Annotated in this window: 35 protein-coding genes; 1 reads left to right on the top strand and 34 read right to left on the bottom strand. The window is 46.0% G+C overall.

What is annotated here, in order from left to right:
• The 34 genes from rpsK to kefG all read right to left on the bottom strand — a co-directional run bounded on the left by rpsK (position 1) and on the right by kefG (position 22088).
• Positions 1 to 390, bottom strand: coding sequence for a 30S ribosomal protein S11 (gene rpsK, locus NB504_RS11225; RefSeq protein ID WP_001118870.1), 390 nt, complete (start codon positions 388 to 390; stop codon positions 1 to 3).
• Between the two features lie 20 nt (positions 391 to 410).
• A complete protein-coding gene (gene rpsM, locus NB504_RS11220) occupies positions 411 to 767 on the bottom strand; it encodes a 30S ribosomal protein S13 (protein ID WP_010318779.1) in 357 nt (118 codons plus the stop codon).
• Between the two features lie 147 nt (positions 768 to 914).
• Complete coding sequence (gene rpmJ, locus NB504_RS11215; RefSeq protein WP_000868186.1) at positions 915 to 1028, bottom strand: 50S ribosomal protein L36; 114 nt, start codon at positions 1026 to 1028, stop codon at positions 915 to 917.
• 27 nt (positions 1029 to 1055) lie between these two features.
• Complete coding sequence (gene secY / locus NB504_RS11210) at positions 1056 to 2390, bottom strand: preprotein translocase subunit SecY (RefSeq protein ID WP_017046739.1); 1335 nt, start codon at positions 2388 to 2390, stop codon at positions 1056 to 1058.
• Between the two features lie 20 nt (positions 2391 to 2410).
• The gene (gene rplO, locus NB504_RS11205; RefSeq protein ID WP_010318777.1) at positions 2411 to 2845 is read right to left on the bottom strand and encodes a 50S ribosomal protein L15; all 435 of its coding nucleotides are present in this window, start codon (positions 2843 to 2845) and stop codon (positions 2411 to 2413) included.
• Between the two features lie 5 nt (positions 2846 to 2850).
• Positions 2851 to 3027: a 50S ribosomal protein L30 gene (gene rpmD, locus NB504_RS11200; protein WP_004398455.1), complete on the bottom strand. Its 177-nt coding sequence runs from the start codon at positions 3025 to 3027 to the stop codon at positions 2851 to 2853.
• 5 nt (positions 3028 to 3032) lie between these two features.
• Positions 3033 to 3533: a 30S ribosomal protein S5 gene (gene rpsE, locus NB504_RS11195; RefSeq protein WP_010318775.1), complete on the bottom strand. Its 501-nt coding sequence runs from the start codon at positions 3531 to 3533 to the stop codon at positions 3033 to 3035.
• 14 nt (positions 3534 to 3547) lie between these two features.
• A complete protein-coding gene (gene rplR, locus NB504_RS11190) occupies positions 3548 to 3901 on the bottom strand; it encodes a 50S ribosomal protein L18 (protein ID WP_013855926.1) in 354 nt (117 codons plus the stop codon).
• A 9-nt stretch (positions 3902 to 3910) separates the two neighbouring features.
• Positions 3911 to 4444 carry a 50S ribosomal protein L6 gene (rplF, locus tag NB504_RS11185; RefSeq protein ID WP_010318773.1) on the bottom strand — a complete coding sequence of 178 codons (534 nt, stop codon included), beginning with the start codon at positions 4442 to 4444 and terminating at the stop codon, positions 3911 to 3913.
• A gap of 10 nt (positions 4445 to 4454) precedes the next feature.
• On the bottom strand, positions 4455 to 4847 hold the full coding sequence (rpsH, locus tag NB504_RS11180; protein ID WP_010318772.1) for a 30S ribosomal protein S8: 393 nt from the start codon (positions 4845 to 4847) through the stop codon (positions 4455 to 4457).
• A gap of 29 nt (positions 4848 to 4876) precedes the next feature.
• Positions 4877 to 5182, bottom strand: coding sequence for a 30S ribosomal protein S14 (gene rpsN, locus NB504_RS11175; RefSeq protein WP_010318771.1), 306 nt, complete (start codon positions 5180 to 5182; stop codon positions 4877 to 4879).
• A 17-nt stretch (positions 5183 to 5199) separates the two neighbouring features.
• Positions 5200 to 5739, bottom strand: coding sequence for a 50S ribosomal protein L5 (gene rplE / locus NB504_RS11170; RefSeq protein ID WP_010318770.1), 540 nt, complete (start codon positions 5737 to 5739; stop codon positions 5200 to 5202).
• 24 nt (positions 5740 to 5763) lie between these two features.
• A complete protein-coding gene (gene rplX / locus NB504_RS11165) occupies positions 5764 to 6081 on the bottom strand; it encodes a 50S ribosomal protein L24 (protein WP_010318769.1) in 318 nt (105 codons plus the stop codon).
• Positions 6082 to 6093: 12 nt separating this feature from the next.
• Positions 6094 to 6465, bottom strand: a complete 372-nt coding sequence (gene rplN, locus NB504_RS11160) for a 50S ribosomal protein L14 (RefSeq protein ID WP_010318768.1) — start codon at positions 6463 to 6465, stop codon at positions 6094 to 6096.
• Between the two features lie 160 nt (positions 6466 to 6625).
• On the bottom strand, positions 6626 to 6880 hold the full coding sequence (gene rpsQ, locus NB504_RS11155) for a 30S ribosomal protein S17 (protein ID WP_013855925.1): 255 nt from the start codon (positions 6878 to 6880) through the stop codon (positions 6626 to 6628).
• Positions 6880 to 7071 (bottom strand): 50S ribosomal protein L29, encoded by a 192-nt coding sequence (gene rpmC, locus NB504_RS11150; protein WP_010318766.1) that lies wholly within the window; start codon positions 7069 to 7071, stop codon positions 6880 to 6882. Before rpmC ends, rpsQ begins: the two co-directional genes overlap by 1 nt.
• Positions 7071 to 7481, bottom strand: a complete 411-nt coding sequence (gene rplP, locus NB504_RS11145; protein ID WP_010318765.1) for a 50S ribosomal protein L16 — start codon at positions 7479 to 7481, stop codon at positions 7071 to 7073. The genes rpmC and rplP overlap by 1 nt, the downstream gene beginning before the upstream one ends.
• Before the next feature lie 11 nt (positions 7482 to 7492).
• A complete protein-coding gene (gene rpsC, locus NB504_RS11140; RefSeq protein WP_010318764.1) occupies positions 7493 to 8191 on the bottom strand; it encodes a 30S ribosomal protein S3 in 699 nt (232 codons plus the stop codon).
• A 19-nt stretch (positions 8192 to 8210) separates the two neighbouring features.
• Positions 8211 to 8543, bottom strand: a complete 333-nt coding sequence (rplV, locus tag NB504_RS11135; protein ID WP_026027327.1) for a 50S ribosomal protein L22 — start codon at positions 8541 to 8543, stop codon at positions 8211 to 8213.
• A gap of 10 nt (positions 8544 to 8553) precedes the next feature.
• The gene (gene rpsS, locus NB504_RS11130; RefSeq protein ID WP_010318762.1) at positions 8554 to 8832 is read right to left on the bottom strand and encodes a 30S ribosomal protein S19; all 279 of its coding nucleotides are present in this window, start codon (positions 8830 to 8832) and stop codon (positions 8554 to 8556) included.
• Between the two features lie 20 nt (positions 8833 to 8852).
• On the bottom strand, positions 8853 to 9677 hold the full coding sequence (rplB, locus tag NB504_RS11125) for a 50S ribosomal protein L2 (RefSeq protein ID WP_013855922.1): 825 nt from the start codon (positions 9675 to 9677) through the stop codon (positions 8853 to 8855).
• 16 nt (positions 9678 to 9693) lie between these two features.
• Positions 9694 to 9996, bottom strand: a complete 303-nt coding sequence (rplW, locus tag NB504_RS11120; RefSeq protein ID WP_010318760.1) for a 50S ribosomal protein L23 — start codon at positions 9994 to 9996, stop codon at positions 9694 to 9696.
• Positions 9993 to 10595: a 50S ribosomal protein L4 gene (rplD, locus tag NB504_RS11115; RefSeq protein WP_010318759.1), complete on the bottom strand. Its 603-nt coding sequence runs from the start codon at positions 10593 to 10595 to the stop codon at positions 9993 to 9995. Before rplD ends, rplW begins: the two co-directional genes overlap by 4 nt.
• A 16-nt stretch (positions 10596 to 10611) precedes the next feature.
• Entirely contained in the window at positions 10612 to 11241 is a 630-nt protein-coding gene (gene rplC, locus NB504_RS11110) for a 50S ribosomal protein L3 (protein WP_013855921.1), read from the bottom strand.
• A gap of 14 nt (positions 11242 to 11255) precedes the next feature.
• Positions 11256 to 11567 carry a 30S ribosomal protein S10 gene (gene rpsJ / locus NB504_RS11105; protein ID WP_001181007.1) on the bottom strand — a complete coding sequence of 104 codons (312 nt, stop codon included), beginning with the start codon at positions 11565 to 11567 and terminating at the stop codon, positions 11256 to 11258.
• Positions 11568 to 11990: 423 nt separating this feature from the next.
• Positions 11991 to 12731, bottom strand: coding sequence for a 23S rRNA (guanosine(2251)-2'-O)-methyltransferase RlmB (gene rlmB, locus NB504_RS11100; protein ID WP_017042851.1), 741 nt, complete (start codon positions 12729 to 12731; stop codon positions 11991 to 11993).
• Positions 12732 to 12748: 17 nt separating this feature from the next.
• Positions 12749 to 15196 carry a ribonuclease R gene (gene rnr, locus NB504_RS11095; protein ID WP_258428911.1) on the bottom strand — a complete coding sequence of 816 codons (2448 nt, stop codon included), beginning with the start codon at positions 15194 to 15196 and terminating at the stop codon, positions 12749 to 12751.
• A gap of 161 nt (positions 15197 to 15357) precedes the next feature.
• The gene (motX, locus tag NB504_RS11090) at positions 15358 to 15993 is read right to left on the bottom strand and encodes a flagellar protein MotX (protein ID WP_013855917.1); all 636 of its coding nucleotides are present in this window, start codon (positions 15991 to 15993) and stop codon (positions 15358 to 15360) included.
• Positions 15994 to 16211: 218 nt separating this feature from the next.
• Positions 16212 to 17510, bottom strand: a complete 1299-nt coding sequence (locus tag NB504_RS11085) for an adenylosuccinate synthase (RefSeq protein ID WP_013855915.1) — start codon at positions 17508 to 17510, stop codon at positions 16212 to 16214.
• A gap of 129 nt (positions 17511 to 17639) precedes the next feature.
• Entirely contained in the window at positions 17640 to 18581 is a 942-nt protein-coding gene (locus NB504_RS11080; RefSeq protein WP_013855914.1) for an isoaspartyl peptidase/L-asparaginase family protein, read from the bottom strand.
• A gap of 216 nt (positions 18582 to 18797) precedes the next feature.
• Complete coding sequence (gene slyD / locus NB504_RS11075) at positions 18798 to 19388, bottom strand: peptidylprolyl isomerase (RefSeq protein WP_088732892.1); 591 nt, start codon at positions 19386 to 19388, stop codon at positions 18798 to 18800.
• Positions 19389 to 19485: 97 nt separating this feature from the next.
• Positions 19486 to 19686 carry a YheV family putative zinc ribbon protein gene (locus tag NB504_RS11070; RefSeq protein ID WP_010318749.1) on the bottom strand — a complete coding sequence of 67 codons (201 nt, stop codon included), beginning with the start codon at positions 19684 to 19686 and terminating at the stop codon, positions 19486 to 19488.
• Between the two features lie 31 nt (positions 19687 to 19717).
• Positions 19718 to 21517 carry a glutathione-regulated potassium-efflux system protein KefB gene (kefB, locus tag NB504_RS11065; protein ID WP_013855911.1) on the bottom strand — a complete coding sequence of 600 codons (1800 nt, stop codon included), beginning with the start codon at positions 21515 to 21517 and terminating at the stop codon, positions 19718 to 19720.
• Positions 21501 to 22088, bottom strand: a complete 588-nt coding sequence (gene kefG / locus NB504_RS11060; RefSeq protein WP_174223808.1) for a glutathione-regulated potassium-efflux system ancillary protein KefG — start codon at positions 22086 to 22088, stop codon at positions 21501 to 21503. The genes kefB and kefG overlap by 17 nt, the downstream gene beginning before the upstream one ends.
• A gap of 132 nt (positions 22089 to 22220) precedes the next feature.
• Between kefG and NB504_RS11055 the strand changes: the two genes are divergently transcribed.
• Positions 22221 to 24140 (top strand): ABC transporter ATP-binding protein, encoded by a 1920-nt coding sequence (locus NB504_RS11055; RefSeq protein WP_017049199.1) that lies wholly within the window; start codon positions 22221 to 22223, stop codon positions 24138 to 24140.

Below are 24140 nucleotides of genomic sequence, written 5' to 3'. Positions count from 1 at the left end.
TTATACGCGGCGTTTCTTAGGTGGACGACAACCGTTATGAGGGATTGGTGTCGCATCAACAATGTTAGTGATACGGAAACCAGCAGCGTTCAGTGCGCGAACAGTTGATTCACGACCTGGACCTGGACCCTTAACCATAACCTCTAGGTTCTTAAGGCCGTATTCTTTAGCCATTTCAGCACAACGCTCAGCAGCAACCTGTGCAGCGAACGGAGTAGACTTACGAGAACCGCGGAAACCAGAACCACCAGCAGTTGCCCAAGCTAGAGCATTACCTTGACGGTCTGTGATAGTTACGATTGTGTTATTGAAAGATGCATGGATGTGCGCTACGCCATCAGCAACTTGCTTGCGTACACGCTTACGTGCGCGAGTTGGTTGTTTTGCCATTGTACTCTATACCCTTCCGACTATTTCTTGATCGGTTTACGCGGACCCTTACGGGTACGAGCGTTGGTTTTAGTACGCTGTCCACGTAGTGGTAGACTGCGACGATGACGAAGACCACGGTAACAGCCAAGGTCCATAAGACGCTTGATGTTCATGGAAACTTCACGACGAAGATCACCCTCTACAGTGTATTTAGCTACACCATCACGCAGTAGATCGATCTGCTCTTCAGTTAGTTCACTGATCTTAACACTTTCAGCAATACCCAAATCAGCTAAGATAGCTTTCGAACGGGTCTTGCCGATGCCGTAGATTGCAGTTAATGCAATTACAGCATGCTTCTGATCAGGAATGTTAATGCCTGCTATACGGGCCACTATTCACTCCTAGTACTTATATAAGAAATTATCCGCAGCAAAGCCCGTCGAGGATACGCTGCGGCATACTACTTCTTTTGCACACAAAAGGTAGGCCGAGGAATATACTCGACCGACCTTTATATTTCAAGTAAAAATTTCTGCTAATTAGCCTTGGCGCTGCTTGTGCTTTGGCTCACTGCAAATCACGCGAACGACGCCGTTACGCTTGATTACTTTACAGTTACGACAGATTTTTTTAACGGAAGCACGAACTTTCATTGCTAAACTCCGTAAGTGAAATCTGAATTAACGGCCGTAGCCCTTCAGATTTGCTTTTTTCAACACAGAATCATACTGTTGGGACATCATATGAGTCTGTACCTGTGCCATAAAGTCCATAATCACAACCACTACGATAAGTAGTGATGTGCCGCCGAAGTAGAAACGTACGTTCCACGCGACCATCATGAACTCGGGAATCAGACAGATAAAGGTAATGTAGAGAGCACCCGCTAAGGTTAGTCTGGTCATTACTTTATCAATGTATCTCGCTGTCTGCTCACCTGGGCGGATGCCGGGTACGAACGCACCGGACTTCTTCAAGTTATCCGCTGTTTCACGAGGGTTAAACACCAACGCTGTGTAAAAGAAACAGAAGAAAATAATCGCTGCTGCATAAAGCATAACGTACAGAGGTTGACCAGGGCTAAGAGCCAAAGACACATCAGTTAACCAACCGAATGTGCTGCTCTCACCATTTTGACCAAACCACTGAGCTAATGTTCCTGGGAACAAAATAATACTCGATGCAAAAATTGCAGGTATTACACCCGCCATATTAATTTTCAATGGCAAGTGAGTACTTTGCGCTGCAAACACTTTACGACCTTGTTGACGCTTTGCATAGTTAACGACAATACGACGCTGACCACGCTCCATGAAAACAACGAAATAAATTACAGCAAAAGAAAGTACCGCAATTAACAACAGAAGAAGCACATGCAATTCACCTTGACGCGCTTGCTCAATCGTTTGTCCGATTGCCGAAGGCAATCCAGCAACAATACCTGCAAAAATCAAAATGGAAATACCATTTCCGATTCCACGCTCAGTAATTTGTTCACCTAACCACATTAAGAACATGGTGCCAGTTACTAAACTCACGGTAGCAATCAGGGTAAACATGGTTTGGTCGATAACAACCAGATTGTTGACCATGTTTGGTAAGCCTGTTGCGATACCAATAGCTTGGAATATTGCAAGTACAAGCGTGCCATAACGCGTATATTGGCTAATCTTACGACGCCCTGCCTCACCCTCTTTCTTGAGTTCGGCTAACGCTGGATGAACTACAGTTAGCAATTGGACAACAATTGATGCCGAAATATACGGCATGATGCCCAATGCTAAGATAGATGCACGCGAAAGAGCACCACCGGAGAACATGTTAAACATTTCAACGATGGTACCTTTTTGCTGTTCGAACAAATCGGCAAGTACAGCTGCGTCAATACCAGGAATCGGCACAAAAGAACCGGCTCGGAATACTAAAAGTGCACCAATTACGAATAATAAGCGCGACTTTAGCTCACTTAAGCCGCTCTGAGCACTACGAAAATCTTGTCCTGGTTTCTTAGCCATCTGTACCTCGTTCCTCGAGATTATTCCTCGATTTTACCGCCTGCAGCTTCGATTGCAGCTTTAGCGCCTTTAGTCACGCGAAGACCTTTCACAGTCACTGCTTTGCTAATCTCACCAGAAAGAACAACTTTAACATTTTCGATGTTCTTAGTGATTAGGTTAGCTGCTTTCAAGCTGTTTAGATCGACCACGTCACCCGTAACTTTCGCTAGCTCAGCTAGACGAATTTCAGCAGACACTAGGCTCTTACGAGAAGTGAAACCGAATTTAGGTAGACGTTGTTTTAGAGGCATTTGACCGCCTTCAAAACCTGGACGAACTGTACCGCCAGAACGTGACTTTTGACCTTTGTGACCGCGGCCACCTGTTTTACCAAGGCCAGAACCGATACCACGGCCTAGACGCTTAGGAGCGTGCTTAGAACCAGCAGCCGGTGATAGAGTATTCAAACGCATTCTGATTACTCCTCAACTTTAACCATGTAGTAAACCTTGTTGATCATACCGCGTACACACGGTGTATCTTCAAGTTCTACTGTATGGTTGATACGACGAAGGCCTAGACCACGCAAAGTAGCTTTGTGCTTTGGTAGACGACCAATTGAGCTTTTAGTTTGAGTTACTTTAATAGTTGCCATGGTGCTTACTCCGAAATCGCTTCAACAGTGAGACCACGTTTAGCTGCAACCATTTCTGGTGACTTCACATCTACTAGACCAGCAACTGTTGCACGAACAACGTTGATTGGGTTAGTAGAACCGTACGCTTTCGCAAGTACGTTATGTACACCGGCAACTTCTAGTACAGCACGCATCGCACCACCGGCGATAACACCTGTACCTTCTGCAGCTGGCTGCATGTAAACTTTAGAGCCCGAGTGACGACCTTTCACCGCGTGGTGAAGAGTGCCTTCGTTAAGAGCGATAGTAACCATGTTACGACGCGCTTTTTCCATTGCTTTTTGAATCGCTGCAGGTACTTCACGAGCTTTGCCGTATCCGAAACCTACGCGACCATTACCGTCACCAACTACAGTTAGTGCAGTAAAGCTCATGATTCGACCACCTTTAACCGTTTTAGAAACACGGTTAACTGCGATTAATTTTTCTTGCAAATCACTAGCTTGTTGTTGTTCTTTAGCCATCTTCCAACCCTACCTTAGAATTTCAGACCAGCTTCGCGAGCAGATTCTGCTAGCGCCGCTACTCGACCGTGGTATTGGAAACCAGAACGATCAAACGCAACAGCTGATACGCCTTTTTCAAGAGCGCGTTCTGCAATAGCTTTACCTACCGCTTTAGCTGCGTCTACGTTACCGGTGTTCTTAACTAGCTCACGGATCGCTTTTTCTACAGTAGAAGCTGCTGCGATAACCTCAGAGCCGTTTGATGCGATAACCTGAGCGTACACGTGACGAGGAGTACGGTGTACTACTAGGCGAGTTGCACCCAGTTCAGCAATCTTACGACGTGCGCGTGTAGCACGACGGATGCGAGATGCTTTCTTATCCATAGTGTTACCTTACTTCTTCTTAGCTTCTTTACTACGCACATTTTCATCTGCGTAACGGACGCCTTTACCTTTATAAGGTTCTGGCTCACGGTAAGAACGGATGTCAGCCGCAACTTGACCCACTACTTGCTTATCGCAACCAGTTAGGACAATTTCAGTTTGGCTAGGACATTCAGCATTGATACCCGCTGGTAGTTCATGCTCTACAGGGTGTGAGAAGCCTAAAGTAAGACTTACTGAGTTGCCTTTAATAGCAGCACGGTAACCAACACCTTTAAGAACAAGCTTCTTAGTAAAGCCTGCAGTAACACCAACAACCATGTTGTTTACTAGTGCACGAGCAGTACCTGCTTGTGCCCAAGCGTTAGCAACACCTTCACGAGGACCGAAAGTAAGGTTGTTTTCTTCCTGTGCAATAACTACGCCTTTATTCAGGACGCGAGTCAGCTCACCTTTACCACCTTTTACAGTGATTTCTTGGCCGTTTAGTTTCACCTCTACGCCAGCTGGAATAGCGACAGGTGCTTTAGCAACACGAGACATATCCTACTCCTTACGCTACGTAGCAAATGATTTCACCGCCAAGACCTGCTTTGCGAGCAGCACGGTCAGACATCAGACCCTTGGAAGTGGACACCACAGCAACACCCATACCGCCCATCACTGTTGGTAACGCGTCTTTTTTCTTATAAACGCGTAGACCAGGACGTGAAACACGTTGGATTTGCTCGATTACTGGTTTAGCTTGGAAGTACTTAAGAGTAACTTCTAGCTCAGGTTTTACTTCGCCTTCAACAGCGAAATCTGCGATATAACCTTCAGCTTTTAGCAGTGCAGCAATTGCAACTTTAAGCTTTGAAGAAGGCATTTTTACAGCAACTTTATTTGCTGCCTGACCGTTACGAATGCGGGTCAGCATATCCGAAATCGGATCTTGCATGCTCATAAGATTTACTCCAAATGATTAAGTGGCAATTACCAGCTAGCCTTACGAAGTCCAGGAATCTCGCCTTTCATGCAAGCTTCGCGAACTTTGATGCGGCTTAGACCGAACTTACGTAGGAAACCGTGTGGACGACCAGTTTGGTTGCAACGGTTGCGCTGACGTGAAGCACTTGAATCACGTGGAAGAGCTTGCAGTTTAAGAACTGCGTTCCAACGATCTTCTTCAGATGCGTTTACATCGCTGATGGTAGCTTTTAGCATTGCACGCTTTTCTGCGAACTTAGCTACTAGCTTTGCACGTTTTACTTCACGTGCTTTCATTGATTGTTTAGCCATAACAGTAACCCTTCACCTTACTTACGGAATGGGAAGTTAAAGGCAGCCAGCAGAGCACGGCCTTCCTCATCGGTACCAGCAGAAGTCGTGATAGTGATATCAAGACCGCGTACACGATCGACTTTATCGTAGTCGATTTCTGGGAAGATGATTTGCTCGCGAACGCCCATGCTGTAGTTACCGCGTCCGTCAAAAGACTTAGCGCTAACACCACGGAAGTCACGTACACGTGGAAGTGCAATAGAGATTAAACGCTCTAAAAAATCCCACATACGTTCGCCACGCAAGGTTACTTTACAACCAATTGGGTAGCCTTCACGAATTTTGAAACCTGCAACAGATTTACGAGCTTTAGTGATCAGTGGTTTTTGACCAGAGATCGTAGCCATATCAGCTGCTGCATTTTCTAATAGTTTCTTATCGTTGATAGCTTCACCAACGCCCATGTTTAGGGTGATTTTATCAATCCTAGGGACTTGCATGACGCTTGTGTAACCGAACTGTTTGGTCAGTTCAGTCACTACAGACGACTTGTAGTAATCATGCAGTTTCGCCATAGTAGAACTCCAAATTACTTCTAATTAGTTAGAAACGATTTCACCGTTAGATTTGAAGAAACGAACTTTTTTGCCGTCTTCAAAACGGAAACCGATACGGTCCGCTTTACCAGTTGCTGCGTTAAAGATTGCAACGTTAGAAGCATCAATAGCTGCTTCTTGCTCAACGATGCCACCTTGTTGACCTAGAGCCGGAACCGGCTTTTGGTGTTTCTTAACAAGGTTGATACCTTCAACGATAACTTTACCAGTTACGAGAACCTTAGTTACTTTACCTTTCTTGCCTTTATCTTTACCAGCAAGAACGATTACTTCGTCATTACGACGGATTTTAGCTGCCATGTGTGCCGCTCCTTACAGAACTTCAGGTGCTAGTGACACGATTTTCATAAATTTCGCATTGCGAAGTTCACGAGTCACTGGACCAAAGATACGTGTACCGATAGGTTGCTCTGTATTATTGTTCAACAATACGCAAGCATTACGGTCGAAGCGAATGACAGAACCGTCTGGACGACGTACGCCTTTACGGGTGCGAACTACCACCGCCTTCAGTACATCACCTTTTTTAACTTTACCGCGAGGAATTGCTTCCTTCACTGTAACTTTGATGATGTCACCGATATGTGCATAACGGCGGTGAGAGCCACCCAGAACCTTAATACACATTACCTTGCGCGCGCCTGAGTTATCAGCTGCATCAAGTGTACTTTGCATTTGGATCATTGTTAGTGCTCCGCTAAATATTAAAACTAGACCCTCTCGGGTCGGGCTGCCTCTTTAAAAGGGACGCGAATTGTACCACCCTTTCCTAAGATTGGGTAGACAAAAAATAAACGGCTCCAAAAAAACTTTGGAGCCGTTTAAAATCATAGAATAACGATGATTACATCTTCGCTTTTTCTATAACTTTAACCAATGTCCAAGACTTAGTCTTAGACAGAGGACGACACTCACGAATCTCAACGGTATCGCCTAGGCCACACTCGTTGTTTTCGTCATGTGCGTGTACTTTAGTCGTACGCTTTACGAATTTACCGTAAATTGGGTGTTTCACCATGCGCTCGATAGCAACAGTGATAGATTTATCCATCTTGTCACTAATAACACGACCTAGTTGAGTACGAATTTTGTCGCTCATTATTCGCCTGCCTTCTCAGTCAAAACAGTTTTAACGCGTGCGATATCACGGCGTACAGCTTTCAAAGTATGAGTTTGCTGTAGTTGACCAGTTGCAGCTTGCATGCGCAAGTTGAACTGTTCACGTAGCAAATTCAGTAGCTCAGCGTTAAGCTCTTCAGCGCTTTTTGCGCGTAGATCTAGTGCTTTCATCACATCACCTGTTTAATTACGAATGTAGTTTTGAATGGCAGTTTACGAGCCGCTAGGCGGAACGCTTCACGTGCCAATTCTTCAGGTACACCGTCCATTTCGTACATAACCTTACCAGGTTGGATTTGGGCTACCCAGTACTCAACGTTACCTTTACCCTTACCTTGACGAACTTCTAGTGGTTTTTCAGTGATTGGCTTATCTGGGAACACACGGATCCAGATTTTACCTTGACGCTTAACGTGACGTGTCATTGCACGACGTGCCGCTTCGATCTGACGAGCAGTTAGACGACCACGTCCAACGGCTTTAAGACCAAATGTACCGAAGCTTACGTCAGTACCTTTAGCTAGACCGCGGTTGCGACCAGTATGAACCTTACGGAACTTAGTGCGTTTAGGTTGTAGCATCAGTCGACTCCTTACTTACGGCCTTTACGCTGCTTCTTAGGCTTGTCAGCCTTTGGCTCAACAGCGTTTGCAGCTGGCATACCACCAAGGATTTCACCCTTGAAGATCCAAACTTTAACGCCGATCACACCGTATTGAGTGTGAGCCGAAGAAGTTGCGTAATCAATGTCAGCACGTAGAGTGTGTAGAGGCACACGGCCTTCACGGTACCACTCAGAACGTGCAATTTCAGCGCCGCCAAGACGACCGCTTACTTCCACTTTGATACCTTTAGCGCCTAGACGCATAGCATTTTGTACCGCACGCTTCATAGCACGACGGAACATAACGCGACGCTCTAGTTGAGACGCGATGCTATCAGCCACTAATTGGCCGTCTAGCTCAGGCTTACGTACTTCAGCGATGTTAATTTGCGCTGGTACACCTGCAATTTTAGCTACAGCTGCGCGTAGCTTCTCAACGTCTTCACCTTTCTTACCGATAACAACGCCTGGGCGAGCAGTGTGGATAGTCACACGAATGCTCTTAGCAGGACGCTCGATAACGATGCGTGATAGAGACGCTTTTGAAAGTTCCTTAGTAAGGAACTGACGTACCTTGAAGTCGCCGTCTAGGTTGTCAGCGAAATCTTTGGTGTTAGCAAACCATGTAGCATTCCAAGGCTTAACGATGCCAAGACGAATACCATTAGGATGTACTTTCTGACCCATTGCTTACTCTCCTAGTCTCTTAGCGGTCTGCTACAACAACAGTGATGTGGCTTGAACGCTTCAAGATACGATCCGCACGGCCTTTTGCACGAGGCATAATACGCTTCATGACCGGGCCCTCATCTACGAAGATTTTAGCGACATTAAGATCGTCGATATCTGCACCTTCGTTGTGTTCTGCGTTAGCGATAGCTGACTCTAGAACTTTCTTAACTAATACAGCCGCTTTTTTGTTGCTGAAAGTTAGGATTTCAAGAGCCTGATCCACAGATTTACCACGGATTAGATCTGCAACTAAGCGAGCTTTCTGAGGAGAAATGCGAGCAAAGTTATGTTTAGCAATAGCTTCCATCATTTACTCCTTAGCGCTTCTTAGCTTTCTTATCCGCAGCGTGACCACGGTAAGTACGAGTTGGTGCGAATTCGCCCAGTTTGTGACCGATCATTTCATCAGTGACAAATACTGGAACGTGCTGACGACCATTATGGACAGCGATGGTCAAACCAATCATTGATGGAATGATCATTGAACGACGGGACCAAGTCTTAATAGGCTTTTTGTCTCCGCTTTCCACCGCTTTCTCTACCTTCTTCAGCAAGTGTAGGTCAATAAATGGACCTTTCTTGAGAGAACGTGGCATGGCTTATCCTCTTATATAGATTACTTATTACGACGACGTACGATGTACTTGTCGGTGCGTTTGTTGCTACGAGTCTTGAAGCCCTTAGTAGGCATACCCCAAGGAGATACTGGGTGACGACCACCAGATGTGCGGCCTTCACCACCACCGTGTGGGTGGTCAACCGGGTTCATTACTACACCACGTACAGTTGGACGTACGCCGCGCCAGCGTGAAGCACCAGCTTTACCTAGTTCACGTAGCATGTGCTCAGAGTTACCAACTTCACCGATTGTTGCACGGCCTTCAGAAAGTACTTTGCGCATTTCACCAGAACGTAGGCGGATAGTTGCATAAGTACCGTCGCGAGCGACAAGTTGAGCATATGCACCAGCCGAACGAGCTAGCTGTGCACCTTTACCAGGCTTAAGTTCAACACAGTGAATAGTAGAACCCACTGGGATGTTGCGCATTGGCAGAGTGTTACCTGCTTTAATTGGCGCATCAACACCAGACTGGATTGTATCACCAGCTTGAACACCTTTAGGTGCGATAATGTAACGACGCTCGCCGTCTGCGTACAGAACTAGAGCGATATTTGCGCTACGGTTTGGATCGTATTCTAGACGCTCAACTTTCGCTGGGATGCCATCTTTAGTACGTTTGAAGTCAACCAAACGATAGTGTTGCTTATGACCACCACCGATATGACGTACTGTGATACGACCGTTGTTGTTACGACCACCATTCTTAGAGTTTTTCTCTAGAAGAGGTGCGTATGGCTTACCCTTGTGTAGGTCAGCGTTAACAACTTTAACGACGTGACGACGACCAGGGGAAGTCGGCTTACATTTAACAATAGCCATTATTCAACTACTCCTGTTATTCCGCGCCGCCAACAAAGTCAAGATCTTGACCTTCTTTCAAAGTCACATACGCTTTTTTAACGTCGCTGCGGCGACCTTGGCGTAGACCTTGACGTTTGGTCTTACCCTTAGTGATAAGAGTATTTACAGACTTAACTTCAACTTCAAATAGCTTTTCTACAGCTGCTTTGATCTCTTTCTTAGTTGCATCTTTTGCTACTTTGAAAACGATAGTGTTCGCTTTCTCAGCAGTCATAGTTGCTTTTTCAGAGATGTGCGGTGCACGTAGAACTTTTAGTAGACGCTCTTCACTGATCATGCCAGCATCTCCTCAACTTGCTTAACTGCTTCTGCAGTCATTAGAACCTTGTCAAACGCAATTAGGCTAACTGGGTCAAGACCCGCTACGTCACGTGCGTCAACTTTATATAGGTTGCGAGCAGCTAAGAATAGATTCTCGTCTACTTCGCCAGTAACGATGAGTACATCGTTAAGCTCAAGTTCTTTAAGCTTAGCTAATAGCTCTTTAGTTTTTGGTGCTTCTACTGAGAAGTTATCAACAACGATTAAACGCTCTTGACGAACTAGTTCAGAAAGAATGCTCTTCATAGCACCGCGGTACATTTTTTTGTTTACTTTTTGGCTGTGATCTTGTGGTTTCGCAGCAAAAGTAACACCACCTGTACGCCAGATTGGGCTACGAATTGTACCAGCACGTGCACGGCCAGTACCTTTTTGACGCCATGGCTTAGCGCCACCGCCAGAAACTTCTGAACGTGTCTTTTGAGCACGAGTACCTTGACGAGCACCTGCTGCATACGCAACAACTACTTGATGTACAAGGGCTTCGTTGAACTCACGTCCGAAAGTAGTTTCGGAAACAGTTAGTGCGTTAGCACCTTTAACCATCAATTCCATTACTTACTCCTAGACGTTATGCTTTAATAGCTGGTTTGACGATCACGTTAGCGCCAGTTGCACCTGGTACTGCACCTTTAATAAGAAGCAGATTGCGCTCAGCGTCAACACGTACGATCTCTAGGTTTTGAGTCGTTACACGCTCAGCACCCATGTGACCTGCCATTTTTTTGCCTTTGAACACGCGACCTGGAGTTTGACATTGGCCAATTGAACCCGGTGCACGGTGAGACAAAGAGTTACCGTGAGTCATATCTTGGGTACGGAAATTCCAGCGCTTAACAGCACCTTGGAAACCTTTACCTTTAGATGTACCAGTAACGTCTACTTTTTTAACTTCGTTGAAAAGTTCTACATTTAGCTCAGTGCCAACTTCAAACTCTTCGCCGTTTTCTAAACGGAATTCCCAAAGACCGCGACCAGCTTCTACACCTGCTTTCGCAAAGTGACCAGCTTCTGGTTTAGTTACACGGTTGGCTTTCTTAGTACCAGTAGTTACCTGGATTGCTGCATAGCCGTCAGTCTCAAGAGTTTTCACTTGAGAAATACGGTTTGCTTCAACCTCAACAACAGTTACTGGGATAGAAACGCCTTCTTCAGTAAATACGCGGGTCATACCCACTTTACGTCCGACTAGACCAATCATTCTTCTAATCTCCCTTAACCTAGGCTGATTTGTACGTCAACGCCAGCAGCTAGATCTAGGCGCATCAGTGCATCAACAGTTTTATCTGTTGGCTCAACGATGTCGATTAGACGTTTGTGAGTACGAATTTCGTACTGATCACGAGCATCTTTGTTGACGTGTGGAGAGATAAGAACAGTGAAACGCTCTTTACGAGTAGGAAGTGGAATAGGACCACGAACCTGTGCGCCGGTACGCTTAGCTGTTTCAACGATTTCCGCTGTAGAAGCATCGATTAGTTTGTAATCGAACGCTTTAAGGCGGATACGGATACGTTGGTTCTGCATGAGACAGAGCTCCAATAATTAAAAATTACACAAACAATATCGCCACTCAAACTCGTTAAAACGAGAGAATGCCGATTGATTTATGTGAAACCGTAGTGCCAAAATTAGGCACATTGTCAGTTAATTTTCGATTAACTTTAATCTATTACTAAACGCAACAGAGCTAATTGTATTAACTGCGAACATAAGCTGAGTATACGTTACTAAACTAACAGCTAGGTCAGTTTACTCCTCACTGCTCATTGGTTCACAACTGGATTTAACCAGTGCGGTGCATTATACAGATCACCATTACACATGCAAGCGCTGTGTAGAAATTAAACTTATAAACTATCTATTTCTTCTTCCACTAAGGAAGTAATAGAAGGGATAGAAAGATGAGGTGAGCACTCACTACCCTATCCTTTTATCCCTAATGCACAATTATACAGCTTGGCGCTGTCTCACTGCTTCAAACAGACAGATCCCAGCCGCTACTGATACGTTTAGGCTAGAAACGGTGCCCGCCATCGGTATTTTGATCAGATCATCGCAGGTTTCGCGCGTTAAACGGCGCATACCATCCCCTTCTGCGCCCATAACAATCGCAAGGGGCCCTGTCAGTTTGGCTTGGTAAATGTCATGCGTCGCCTCACCCGCAGTGCCAACAAACCATACGCCTTGTTCTTGAAGGGCGCGCATGGTACGTGCAAGATTCGTCACTCGTACTAAAGGCACAGTTTCAGCCGCGCCACAAGCGACTTTGCTGACCGTTGCTGTCATTGGTGCTGACTTATCTTTTGGTACGATCACTGCAGCGACCCCGGCAGCATCGGCGTTACGTAAGCATGCGCCGAGATTATGCGGATCGGTAACACCATCCAAAACAAGTAATAGCGGTTGCTCATGCTGTGCGATGATTGCTTCTAAATCATGCTCATTAAGCTGCTTTGCTGGTTTTACACGAGCAATGATGCCCTGATGATTCGCCCCTTGAGCCTTGTCATCCAATGTTTTACGTCCCATCTGTTGAATAGAGACACCGCAATGTTGCAGTTCATTTAACAGTGGAAGCAGGCGATCATCTTGTCGCCCTTTCAGTACAAACGCTTCTATCAATCGCGCTGGATCTTTTTCAAGTACAGCGCTGACCGCGTGAATACCATAAATACATTCGTTACTCATGATTTACCCATTGATCGTTATTTACTAGCACGCGCTTTATTTGCTTTGGCCGCGGGTTTCTTTTTGCGTGCTTTTGTTGTTTTGCTTTTTTTTCGTTCAGGTTTTGAGCCTTCACTACTTTTTTCATCTGGGCGTTTAGTCGCTTCAACTAAAGGAGTTGCCTTTCCTTTACTTGACGTCACCTTCTTGCCACGTGCTTTCTCTCGTGCATCCGTTGCACGTTTCTTCGCTGTCTTGCCTTCTCCGCGCAGCTTACGGCTAGTGCCCACGATTTCAAAGTCAATTTGACGATCATCCAAGTTGACGGATAACACTTTGACTTTAACGGCATCACCTAAGCGATAGATGTTGCCAAAACTTTCGCCGATCAATCGTTGTCCCACTGGATCAAATTGATAGTAGTCGTTCGCTAGCGTTGAAATATGGACCAATCCATCAATGTGCAACTCAGTTAAACGAACGAAGAAACCGAAACCTGTCACGTTGGCTATGACTCCATCAAGCTCTTCGCCTACATGATCTTGCATGTATTCACACTTGAGCCAATCGGATACTTCACGCGTCGCATCATCAGCACGTCGTTCTGTCATTGAACATTGCTGACCATAGAAGTCCATATCATCAAAAGAGTAGTGATAACCACCTGTGGTTGTCCAACGGTCGGTATGATTGCCCGATTCTTTGGCAATCAGATATTTAATTGCACGGTGCAATAGGAGATCAGGGTAGCGACGAATAGGTGAAGTAAAGTGTGCATAGCGTTTAAGCGCTAAACCAAAGTGACCACAGTTATCCGCGTTATACACAGCCTGCTTCATAGAGCGCAGTAGCATGGTTTGGATCAACTCTTTGTCTTGGCGCTCACCAATCTGTTTCATTAAGTTAGCGTAATCGGTTGGCGAAGGCTCTAGCCCACCCGCTAAGTTCAAGCCAAGCTCGCCTAAGAAATCCCTAAAGCCGGTCAAACGCTCTTCTCCCGGTGATTCATGGATACGGTACAGAGCGGGCTCTTTCGCTTTTTCCACCAGCGATGCTGAAGCAATATTAGCGAGGATCATGCACTCTTCGATTATTTTGTGCGCATCATTACGGACAACAGGTTCAATGCTGTCGATTTTACGCTCAGCATTAAAAATAAACTTAGTTTCAATCGTTTCAAATTCAATACCGCCACGCTCATCACGCGCTGCTTTTAGCACCTTATACATCGAATAGAGTTCTTCAAGATGAGGAACCACGGCTTGATAACGTTCGCGTAGCTCTTCATCCCCTTCAAGAATGGCGTGTACTTTGTTGTAAGTTAAACGGGCATGAGAGTTCATCACGGCTTCGTAATGTTTGTAACCCGAAATTTTGCCCGTTGCAGAGACTGTCATCTCGCACACCATGCATAGACGGTCGACTTGTGGATTAAGTGAACAAAGACCGTTCGACAGTACTTCCGGTAGCATAGGGACGACTTGCGATGGGAAGTAAACTGAGTTACCACGGTTGATCGCTTCTTTATCAAGAGCCGTGTCGGGGCGCACATAATAACTTACGTCAGCAATCGCAACCCAGAGACGCCAGCCACCACCTTTTTTGGCTTCGCAATACACCGCATCATCAAAGTCACGCGCGTCTTCACCATCAATAGTCACTAAAGGTAATTGACGCAAATCCACGCGCCCTTGCTTCGCCTCTTCTGGAACTTCTTCTCTCAGGTTTTCGACTTGCTTTAATACTTCTTGCGGCCACTCATGAGGGATCTGGTGAGTGCGAATCGCTATTTGTGTCTCCATACCGGGAGCCATATTTTCCCCAAGTACTTCAACAACCCTGCCTGTCATTCCTCTTGCTCTGGCACCACGATCGGTAATTTCAATCACCACCACGTTCCCCATGCGAGCTCCGCCTTTGTGCTCATTAGGGATCAAGATGTCTTGAGTGATGCGTGAATCATCGGGCACGACATAAGAGTAGCCATTTTCGAGGAAGAAACGCCCAACAAGTTGGGTTTTACGTTCTTCCAACACTCGAACCAAACGCCCTTCTTTACGGCCTCTTTTATCCGTGCCTGTCGGTTGTACCAGCACGTAGTCGCCATGAATAATGGTACGCATTTGGTGATGAGGTAGCAAAACATCGTTATCTTTGCTAACGCTGCCATCAGGACGAACCCACCCATGACCATCTTTATGTCCGATTACGTGACCTTTGATCATTTCCAGTTTTTCTGGCAATGCATAGCATTGGCGACGCGTAAATACCAATTGGCCATCTCGCTCCATCGCACGCAAACGACGGCGTAGCCCTTCGTATTGCTCTTCACCAGACAAACCCAATGCCTCAAAAAGATCATTACGATTCATCGGTACATTGGCTTCGGTTAGAAATTCGAGGATGAATTCTCGGCTTGGAATTGGATTTTCGTAATTGCTAGATTCTCGATCCGCAAAAGGATCGTTATTGATAATTTCAGACATAGGCAGACCTGCTAAAGCAAGGAGAGATAGCCAGAGTATAACTGACTCACGGCAGAAGCTACAGCAGCGTATTGATTATTATAGGCTAATGCGTTAGAGGAAAAGCGTAGAAATGACTTCGCCCAACCGTGTGGGCGAAATAAAAAAAGCACTAATGAAGGCTACCAAAACGTGTCTCTGCGCTTGGCTCGCGCAACCACATTTTGTGGCATTCGCTGCTCTAACCCCTGCCGGAGCATAGAGATCCGAGAATGTATTCTTTGATCGATAGTCACCGAATTATAAAGCCAGCGATAAGCATCTTCATAATCAAGCGGGCTGCCATAATCACGCAGCAAAAGCTCAGCTAGATGGATACGAGCATTAATATTGCCCATCGCAGCGGCTTCACGCAGATAGGGAATGGCTCGCTCTTTATCCTGCTGTACTAAAGTACCACGCGAATAATAACGCCCAAGCTGCTCTAACGCAGCGGGTAAACCTTGATGAGCTGCATTCTCCATATAGTACAAGCCAAGTTCGACATCTTGATCTACACAGACCCCCCACGCTAGCATATCTCCATACAAAAACTCGTAGGAAGGCAGGCTGATGCGAGTAGCACGCGCAACAATATCTTCTACCAATTGGCAGTTGTCGGCCTTGACTTGCTCTAAATGTTTATTTTGCTCAATTAACTTGATTAGTTCAGCTTCGGTGTAAATAGGGACTGGCTCACCCACTTCCGCCACGTTGGCATGACTCAAGGATGAGGTCAGCGCTAAAAACAATGAAGCTGCTACCGTTCGTAGCTTCATACCTGCACTCTTTATGTCTATCGATAGCCTTAAAATTATAGCCTCAGTTTCATCTAGGGCTGGGCTTGATAACTTTATCGACCAGTGCGGCAAACTCTTTAGACAAAATTTGCCGTTATTCGGCCATTTATTGCCACACCAAGGACAAAATATCATCAATACAGGTATAAAAAAACCGGCTCTGAAAGCCGGTTTTAAAAACGTTTATCAATCAACCATTAAACTGAAAATGGGTGAACCTTGATAATGGTTTCGTTACGATCTGGACCTGTAGAAACGATGTCAACAGGTACACCAGTCAACTCTTCAATACGTTTGATGTAATCAAGCGCCGCTTGTGGCAGGGCATCAATTGATTTAGCACCGAAAGTATTTTCAGACCAACCAGGCATAGTTTCGTAAATAGGTGTTACCGCTTCAAAAGCGTCAGCTGCCATTGGTGATACTTGAGCAATTGAGCCATCTGGCATTTGGTAACCCGTACAGATTTTTAGCTCTTCTAAACCATCAAGTACGTCAAGTTTAGTCAAGCAGAAGCCTGTGACTGAGTTAATTTGAATGGCGCGACGCATCGCTACCGCATCAAACCAACCACAACGGCGCTTACGGCCTGTTGTAGCACCAAACTCATGGCCTTTCGTGCCTAGGTGATTACCGATTTCATCATCCAATTCGGTTGGGAATGGACCTGCACCAACGCGAGTACAGTAAGCTTTCGCGATACCTAGAATATAACCTAGATGACGAGGGCCGAAACCAGAACCTGCAGCAACACCACCAGCAGTCGTGTTAGAAGACGTTACGTATGGGTATGTACCGTGGTCAATATCAAGCATAGTACCTTGCGCACCTTCGAACATGATTTTGTCGCCACGCTTACGCGCTGCATCAAGTTCATCGGTCACGTCGATCACCATCGAAGTCAGCAAATCAGCATAGCCTTGTGCTTGCTCAAGTACGGATTCGTAGCTTACTGGTTCAGCTTTGTAGAAATGCTCAAGTTGGAAGTTATGGAACTCCATCACTTCTTTTAGCTTTTCTGCAAATGAAGCCATATCGAACAAGTCACCAACGCGTAAACCACGACGAGCCACTTTGTCTTCATAAGCAGGACCGATACCACGACCTGTCGTACCAATTGCTTTTTTACCACGAGCCGTTTCACGAGCTTGGTCAAGCGCAATGTGGTAAGGAAGAATAAGTGGGCAAGCTTCAGAAATGAAAAGACGTTCGCGGACTGGAATACCACGCTCTTCTAGAGGCTTCATTTCATTGATTAGTGCGTCAGGTGAAAGCACAACACCGTTGCCGATGATGCATTTCACTTTATTGCGAAGAATGCCGGATGGAATTAAATGAAGAACGGTTTTTTCACCGTCAATGACCAAAGTGTGGCCTGCATTATGGCCGCCTTGGTAGCGAACCACGTATTTTGCATCTTCAGTTAAAAGGTCTACGATTTTACCTTTGCCTTCGTCACCCCATTGGGTGCCTAGAACGACTACGTTATTTCCCATCTTTCCAAGTCTGATTGCTAGTTAAAAAAGGATTCTAGCACCGAATCCTTTTCCTTGCAGTCCTTTTTTAAACACGAAAATGTCATAAAAATATAACTTAATAAATGATTCAGTTATTAGGCACGTAAGTTACTCATCCGAATATATTTTTACGATCAGCTCTCCTTGACGATCAACACAAGCACGGTACATACCAGAACTGTTCATTGCAAAATGAATGTCGCCTTGCGCATCAATGGCGATCAATCCACCCTCACCACCGAGCGTTTTAAGCTCACCCTGAATAATGGTTTCACATGCGGTATGAACATCTTCTTTTAAATAACGCATGCGAGCGGCAACGTCACTGGCAACCATTTTACGAATGAAATATTCCCCCATGCCCGTTGTCGATACCGCCACATTGCCATTTTCAGCCACCGTTCCTGCACCGATGATGGGAGAATCGCCGACGCGACCAAATTTTTTATTCGTGATGCCACCGGTACTAGTAGCAGACGCAAGGTTGCCTTGTTTATCCAATGCAACTGCGCCAACAGTGCCAAATTTCTTGTCATCTGGGAATTTTGATTCCGACAAAGCAAATTGATTGTTGCTTTTCATCGCTAGCAACTGTTCATAACGACGCTCAGTAAAAAAGTAATCTTGTTCTGTATATTGATGCCCTTGAGTAAAAGCAAACGCTTCTGCGCCCTCACCAATCAACAACACATGATCACTGTGCTTCATTACATCACGCGCGAGCTGCACCGGATTTTTAATGTGCCGAACCCCAGCGACCGCGCCTGCGTCCATCATTTTGCCATGCATGACAGAGGCGTCCATCTCCACCATCTCTTGATGCGTTAACACCGAACCTTTTCCTGCGTTAAACAACGGAGAGTCCTCAAGTATTTTCACAGCCTCAACCACCGCATCCAGTGCATCACCACCTTGTGCCAGTACTTGATGCCCCGCTCGGACAGCACTTTCTAGCGTGTTCAAAATATCGCGCTTTAATGATTCGCTCATCTGTTGACGAATGATGGTTCCGGCGCCGCCATGAATTGCTATAGCAAAAGGTTGTGACATGAGAATTCCTTAACTTAATAAATTGAGAGGCAATACACTTCTGTTCTACACATTAACTATACCCAAATAACTTGAAGTTGCAGGTAGGCGGCAAGTGAGTACTGTAATAATTAACAAGCAACAAAAAAGCGCTAATCGCATGACGATTAACGCTTTCCATTTCATTGTATCAGTCGGTTATTACTGCCTACTTTAGCACTACCAACCAAAAAATGATTAATGTGAACCGCAGCTGCCGCCACCGCAACAACCTTCTTTTTTCTCACCATGGTCATGGCCTTCACCACCACAGCAACCACCTTCATGATCATGATCGTGGTCGTGACCATGTCCACAGCCACCAGCTTGGTGAATGTGACCATGTTGGATCTCTTCTTCAGTTGCAGCGCGAATCGCAACGACTTCTACATCAAACGTTAATGTTTGGCCAGCCAACATGTGGTTACCATCAACTACTACTTCGTCACCATCCACTTCCGTGATTTCAACTGGAATTTGGCCTTGGTCAGTATCCGCTAGAAAACGCATACCCACTTCAATTTCATCAACGCCTTGGAAAACTTCAGCAGGTACACGTTGTACAAGCTCATCGTTGTATTCACCGTACGCTTCTTCAGGAGCGATAGTTGCTGTGAACTTATCGCCCACAACTTTTCCTTCTAACTCATTTTCAAGGCCAGTGATTAGATTGTTGTGACCGTGAAGGTAATCTAGTGGTGCATCAACTGTTGATTGGTCTACGACTGCACCATCTTCCAATACTAATTGGTAGGCTAGGCTTACAACCACGTTCTTTTCAATTTTCATAACAACTCCAAGGAGGTTTGTTCCTAGGTTGTCATCTTCAAACCTAAGAAATCGATCGGTATGAGGCGTATTATGAAGATCTATTCCAGAAACTCAATTATTCTGGTTTAAAAATCCCGATCATCTCTTGCCGAGCATGTTCACTTTTTTCTACAGATTTGGGCTTTCGCTGCTCATGGTAGTCACACTCGACACACTCAACGAGCTCTATGTTGTTTTCAACCCACCAGCGCAGAGTGTCTTGTGACTGACAACTTGGGCACTTTGCACCGGCAATAAAGCGTTTTTTCTGTTTCACGTTACATCCTACAACTGAATATTGATTGGCGTTATTTTTCCCAATAATGACGAGATTGGCGATCATTATCCATTTCACGCCCAAATATTTCTTCTAGCTCTTTACGTGCCTCTTTGGCGCGCAGTGCGAGTTGTTTGTCTTGGTTATGTTGCGGTAGCAGCTCTTTGAGCATCGCATTATCGAGTTTTCTAAAATGTGCTTCGGCGCGCTTGGCTTGGTAAGGGTGCATGCCCAATTCGACCAGTACTTGTCGGCCGAGGTCCAAAGCGCCTAAGAAAGTTTCCCGCGAGTATTTATCGACCCCATGGCTGAGTAACTGATACGCCTCTACCCGGCTACGAGCGCGAGCTAAGATCTTTAACTGCGGGAAATGGTGCTGACAAAGCTCGACAATTTTCATCACTTCATCGGGCGCATCGGTACAAATGACAATCGCCTCAGCTTCTTCTGCACCCGCGGCGCGCAACAGTTCAAGTTGAGTCGCATCACCATAAAAAACGTTATAACCGTACTCTCTCAATAATTTAATTTGACTGGCATCGCTTTCTAATACGGTAATTTTAATCTTATTGGCGTACATCAAACGCCCTACAATTTGCCCAAAACGGCCAAAACCCGCAATGATAATTTGCGGCTGTTTATTGACGACATCGGAATGCATCTCATCGTCACTGCTGAGGTTCAATTTTCGCGCAAACCATTTGTCCTGAATCGTCAGTAATAAAGGTGTGGTGACCATCGACAGACTGACCACAACGAGCAAAAAGGCCACTTGATCCGGTGATAGCACGCCCTGTGCGCTTGCCGCAGTGAAAATCACGAACGCGAACTCGCCGCCTTGGCTGAGGATCGCCGCCATTTTGCTGCGTGCTTTAGAACGCGTACCCGATAAACGTGCGAGGAGATAAAGGATTCCTCCTTTCAGCACCACTAGACCTAATACAGCCGCCAACACTTGCAGCGGCGCTTGCGCCAATAAGCCCAAATTAACCGCCATTCCAACGGCAATAAAAAATAGCCCGAGCAATAACCCTTTAAACGGTTCAATCGCGATCTCAAGTTCATGGCGAAATTCACTTTCTGCCAGCAACACGCCAGCAAGGAAAGTACCGAGCGCCATTGACAAGCCAAGCTGCTGCATTAACAGTGCAATCCCAATCACCAACAATAAGGCGGCAACGGTAAAAAGTTCACGCACACCACTGGTCACAATATAACGAAATAGCGGGCTCAATAGAAAATGCCCCCCGACCAGCAAAGCGGTAATGCCACCCAACATCCAAATCACATCTAACCAGCTTCCACCGGCGTTGCCTGCCAGTAAAGGCAAAAAGGCCAACATCGGGATGACAGCGATATCTTGAAAAAGCAGTACTGCAAAACCAGACTGGCCTGCCTCACTGCGCGTTAGCCCTTGTTCTTCAATTACGCGTAATGCGATTGCTGTCGAAGAGAGCGCAAGGCCCATACCAATCACTAAACTACTCTGCCAGTTAACGCCTAATAGATAAGCAATACTGGCAATGACTAAGGTACTTACCACCACCTGCGCGCCACCCAAACCAAGGATCGGCCCACGCATCTGCCATAATTTTTTGGGGTTTAATTCCAGCCCAATCAGAAACAACAGCAGCACCACGCCAAATTCAGCAAAGTGTAATATGGCTTGCACATCACTGATTAAACCCAGCCCCCAAGGGCCTATGGCTACACCAGCTAACAAATAGCCGAGCACCGAACCCAGCCCTGCACGCTGAGCAATCGGTACGGCCACCACAGCCGCGGTTAAAAACACCACGCTGCTTTGTAAAAAATCACCGCTTAACGCCATCAAGCTCTCCTTGTGTGGCCAGTGGGTGTTGCAACCAGTGTCGATAATGCTCAGCGTGTTGATAGCGCTCCATATCACTCACATTACGTGACCAGTAGAGAACTAACGGTTCCATCCAGTTCATACAACACAGAGCCGCGGTTAATTCAAATGGTTGGAGAATTTGATCCAGTGGGTATTTGTTGTAGCCCCGCTCATCAAACGCTTCTTTTTTTCCGCCCGTGGTGATGACGCTACGCCAGTATTTACCATGCAACGCCGTCTGTCCGCCGAAGGCAAACCCTTTGGCAAGCACGCGATCAAACCACTCTTTGAGCAGCGCTGGGCAGGAATACATATAAAGAGGGTGTTGAAACACAATCACATCATGCTCAAGTAGTTTTTGCTGCTCTGCGTGCACATCGATAAAAAAATCGGGATAGGTTGCATACAAGTCATGTACTGTGACGTGGGAAAGTGACGCAATATTGTGCAGCATGGTTTGATTGGCGATGGAGTTTAATGGCTCAGGATGCGCATAAATCACCAATATTTTAGGTGTAATTTGGTCAGGCATGACGGTGGTGGACATTTTTGTCTGCGCTCCCAATAGTTATCAATATGTTATTAAGCATAATAACGCAATTTGCATAATGATCGACATTTATCCTTATTGCCCCTACTATTCCACGCGATAACGTCTCGATATGAAAAATAGATTTTTATGATTACCTTCTCTGATATTCAATTACTGCGCGGCGGTAAACCGCTCCTTGAAAAGGCCTCTGCAACTATCCAGCCGGGAGATAAAGTTGGCCTAGTAGGCAAAAATGGCTGTGGCAAATCAACGCTCTTTGCCCTACTCAAAGATGAGCTATCTATTGACGCTGGCTCCTTCAGTAAACCAGCTCACTGGGAACTGGCTTGGGTTGCCCAAGAAACTCCGGCTCTTGATCGCAATGCGATTGAATATGTCATCGATGGCGATCGTGAATATCGTGAATTAGAACGACGCCTCAGCGTTGCTGAAGAGGCTGACCAAGGAACCTTGGTTGCAGAGCTGCATGGAAAAATTGAAACCATCGGCGGATACAGTATTCGTGCCCGTGCTTCTGAACTGCTTGATGGTTTGGGGTTTAGCCAAGAACAGATGGGATGGAGTTTAACGCAATTTTCAGGTGGTTGGCGGATGCGCTTAAACTTAGCGCAAGCGCTGTTGTGCCGCTCGGATTTACTGCTGCTTGATGAACCAACCAACCACTTGGATTTGGACGCCGTCATGTGGCTTGAACGTTGGTTACAAAACTATCCCGGCACCTTGATCTTGATTTCCCATGACCGCGATTTTCTTGATCCGATCGTCGGACGCATCATCCATATCGAAAATCAAACCATGAATGAATACACCGGAAACTACTCATCGTTTGAAAATCAACGAGCGCAAAAACTGATCTTGCAGCAAGCCATGTACCAGAAGCAGCAAAAGCAGATGGTGCACATGCAAAGCTACATCGACCGTTTCCGCTACAAGGCCTCCAAAGCTCGCCAAGCACAAAGTCGTATCAAAGCGTTGGAACGAATGGAAAAAGTGCTGCCAGCTCAATTTGATAACCCATTTAATTTCGAATTTCGAGAGCCTTCAGCACTGCCTAACCCAATCATGATGATGGACGAAGTCTACGCCGGGTATGGTGAACGTTTAATTTTAGAAAAAATTCGCCTCAACCTTGTACCGGGAAGCCGTATTGGATTACTCGGGCGTAACGGTGCGGGTAAATCAACATTAATTAAATTGCTCTCCGGTGAGTTAAAACCACAAGGCGGCGATCTCACTTATTCGCAAGGTGTAAAAATTGGTTACTTTGCCCAGCATCAGTTAGAAACACTGCATCCAGAAGAGACCCCTCTGCAGCACATGATGCAAATCGCCCCAGATAAAAACGAACTTGAGCTGCGTAATTATCTGGGTAGTTTTGGTTTCCAAGGCGACAAAGCGCTAGAGAAAATCGCTCCGTTTTCCGGGGGTGAAAAGGCTCGCTTAGTGCTTGCGCTAATTGTGTGGCAAAAACCGAACTTGCTGCTGCTTGATGAACCCACCAACCACTTAGACTTGGATATGCGTCAAGCCCTAACGTTTGCCCTGCAAACCTTTGAAGGTGCGATGGTCATCGTCAGCCATGATCGCTATCTACTGCGCGCAACCACCGATGACTTGTACTTGGTGCACGATCGTCAAGTCGCGCCTTTCGATGGGGATTTGACCGACTACTACAAGTGGCTGACAGAACAACAGAAAGCGGAACGTAGAGAAGTTCAATCTCAGCAACCTGCCAAAGACAGCAGCAACAGTGCCGCAGCCAAAAAAGATCAAAAGCGCCGAGAAGCGGAATTTCGCATCCAAACCGCACCAATTCGCAAAAAACTGACACAACTCGAAGCGAAAATGGACACATTGAACGCGGCACTGGCGCAAACTGAAGAGCAATTGTCTGATACTTCGCTGTATGAAGCCGAAAACAAAGCTAAACTTACCGAAGTGATTGCGCTTCAAGCTCGCAGTAAATCGGCACTTGAAGCGATCGAAATGGAATGGATGTCGGAACAAGAGACACTCGAACAACTAGAGCAGGAATTCAGTCGCTAA

This window comes from Vibrio sp. RM-69-4, assembly GCF_024743775.1.
Classification (GTDB): domain Bacteria; phylum Pseudomonadota; class Gammaproteobacteria; order Enterobacterales; family Vibrionaceae; genus Vibrio; species Vibrio anguillarum.
This window is presented reverse-complemented; position numbering and strand designations above follow the sequence as displayed.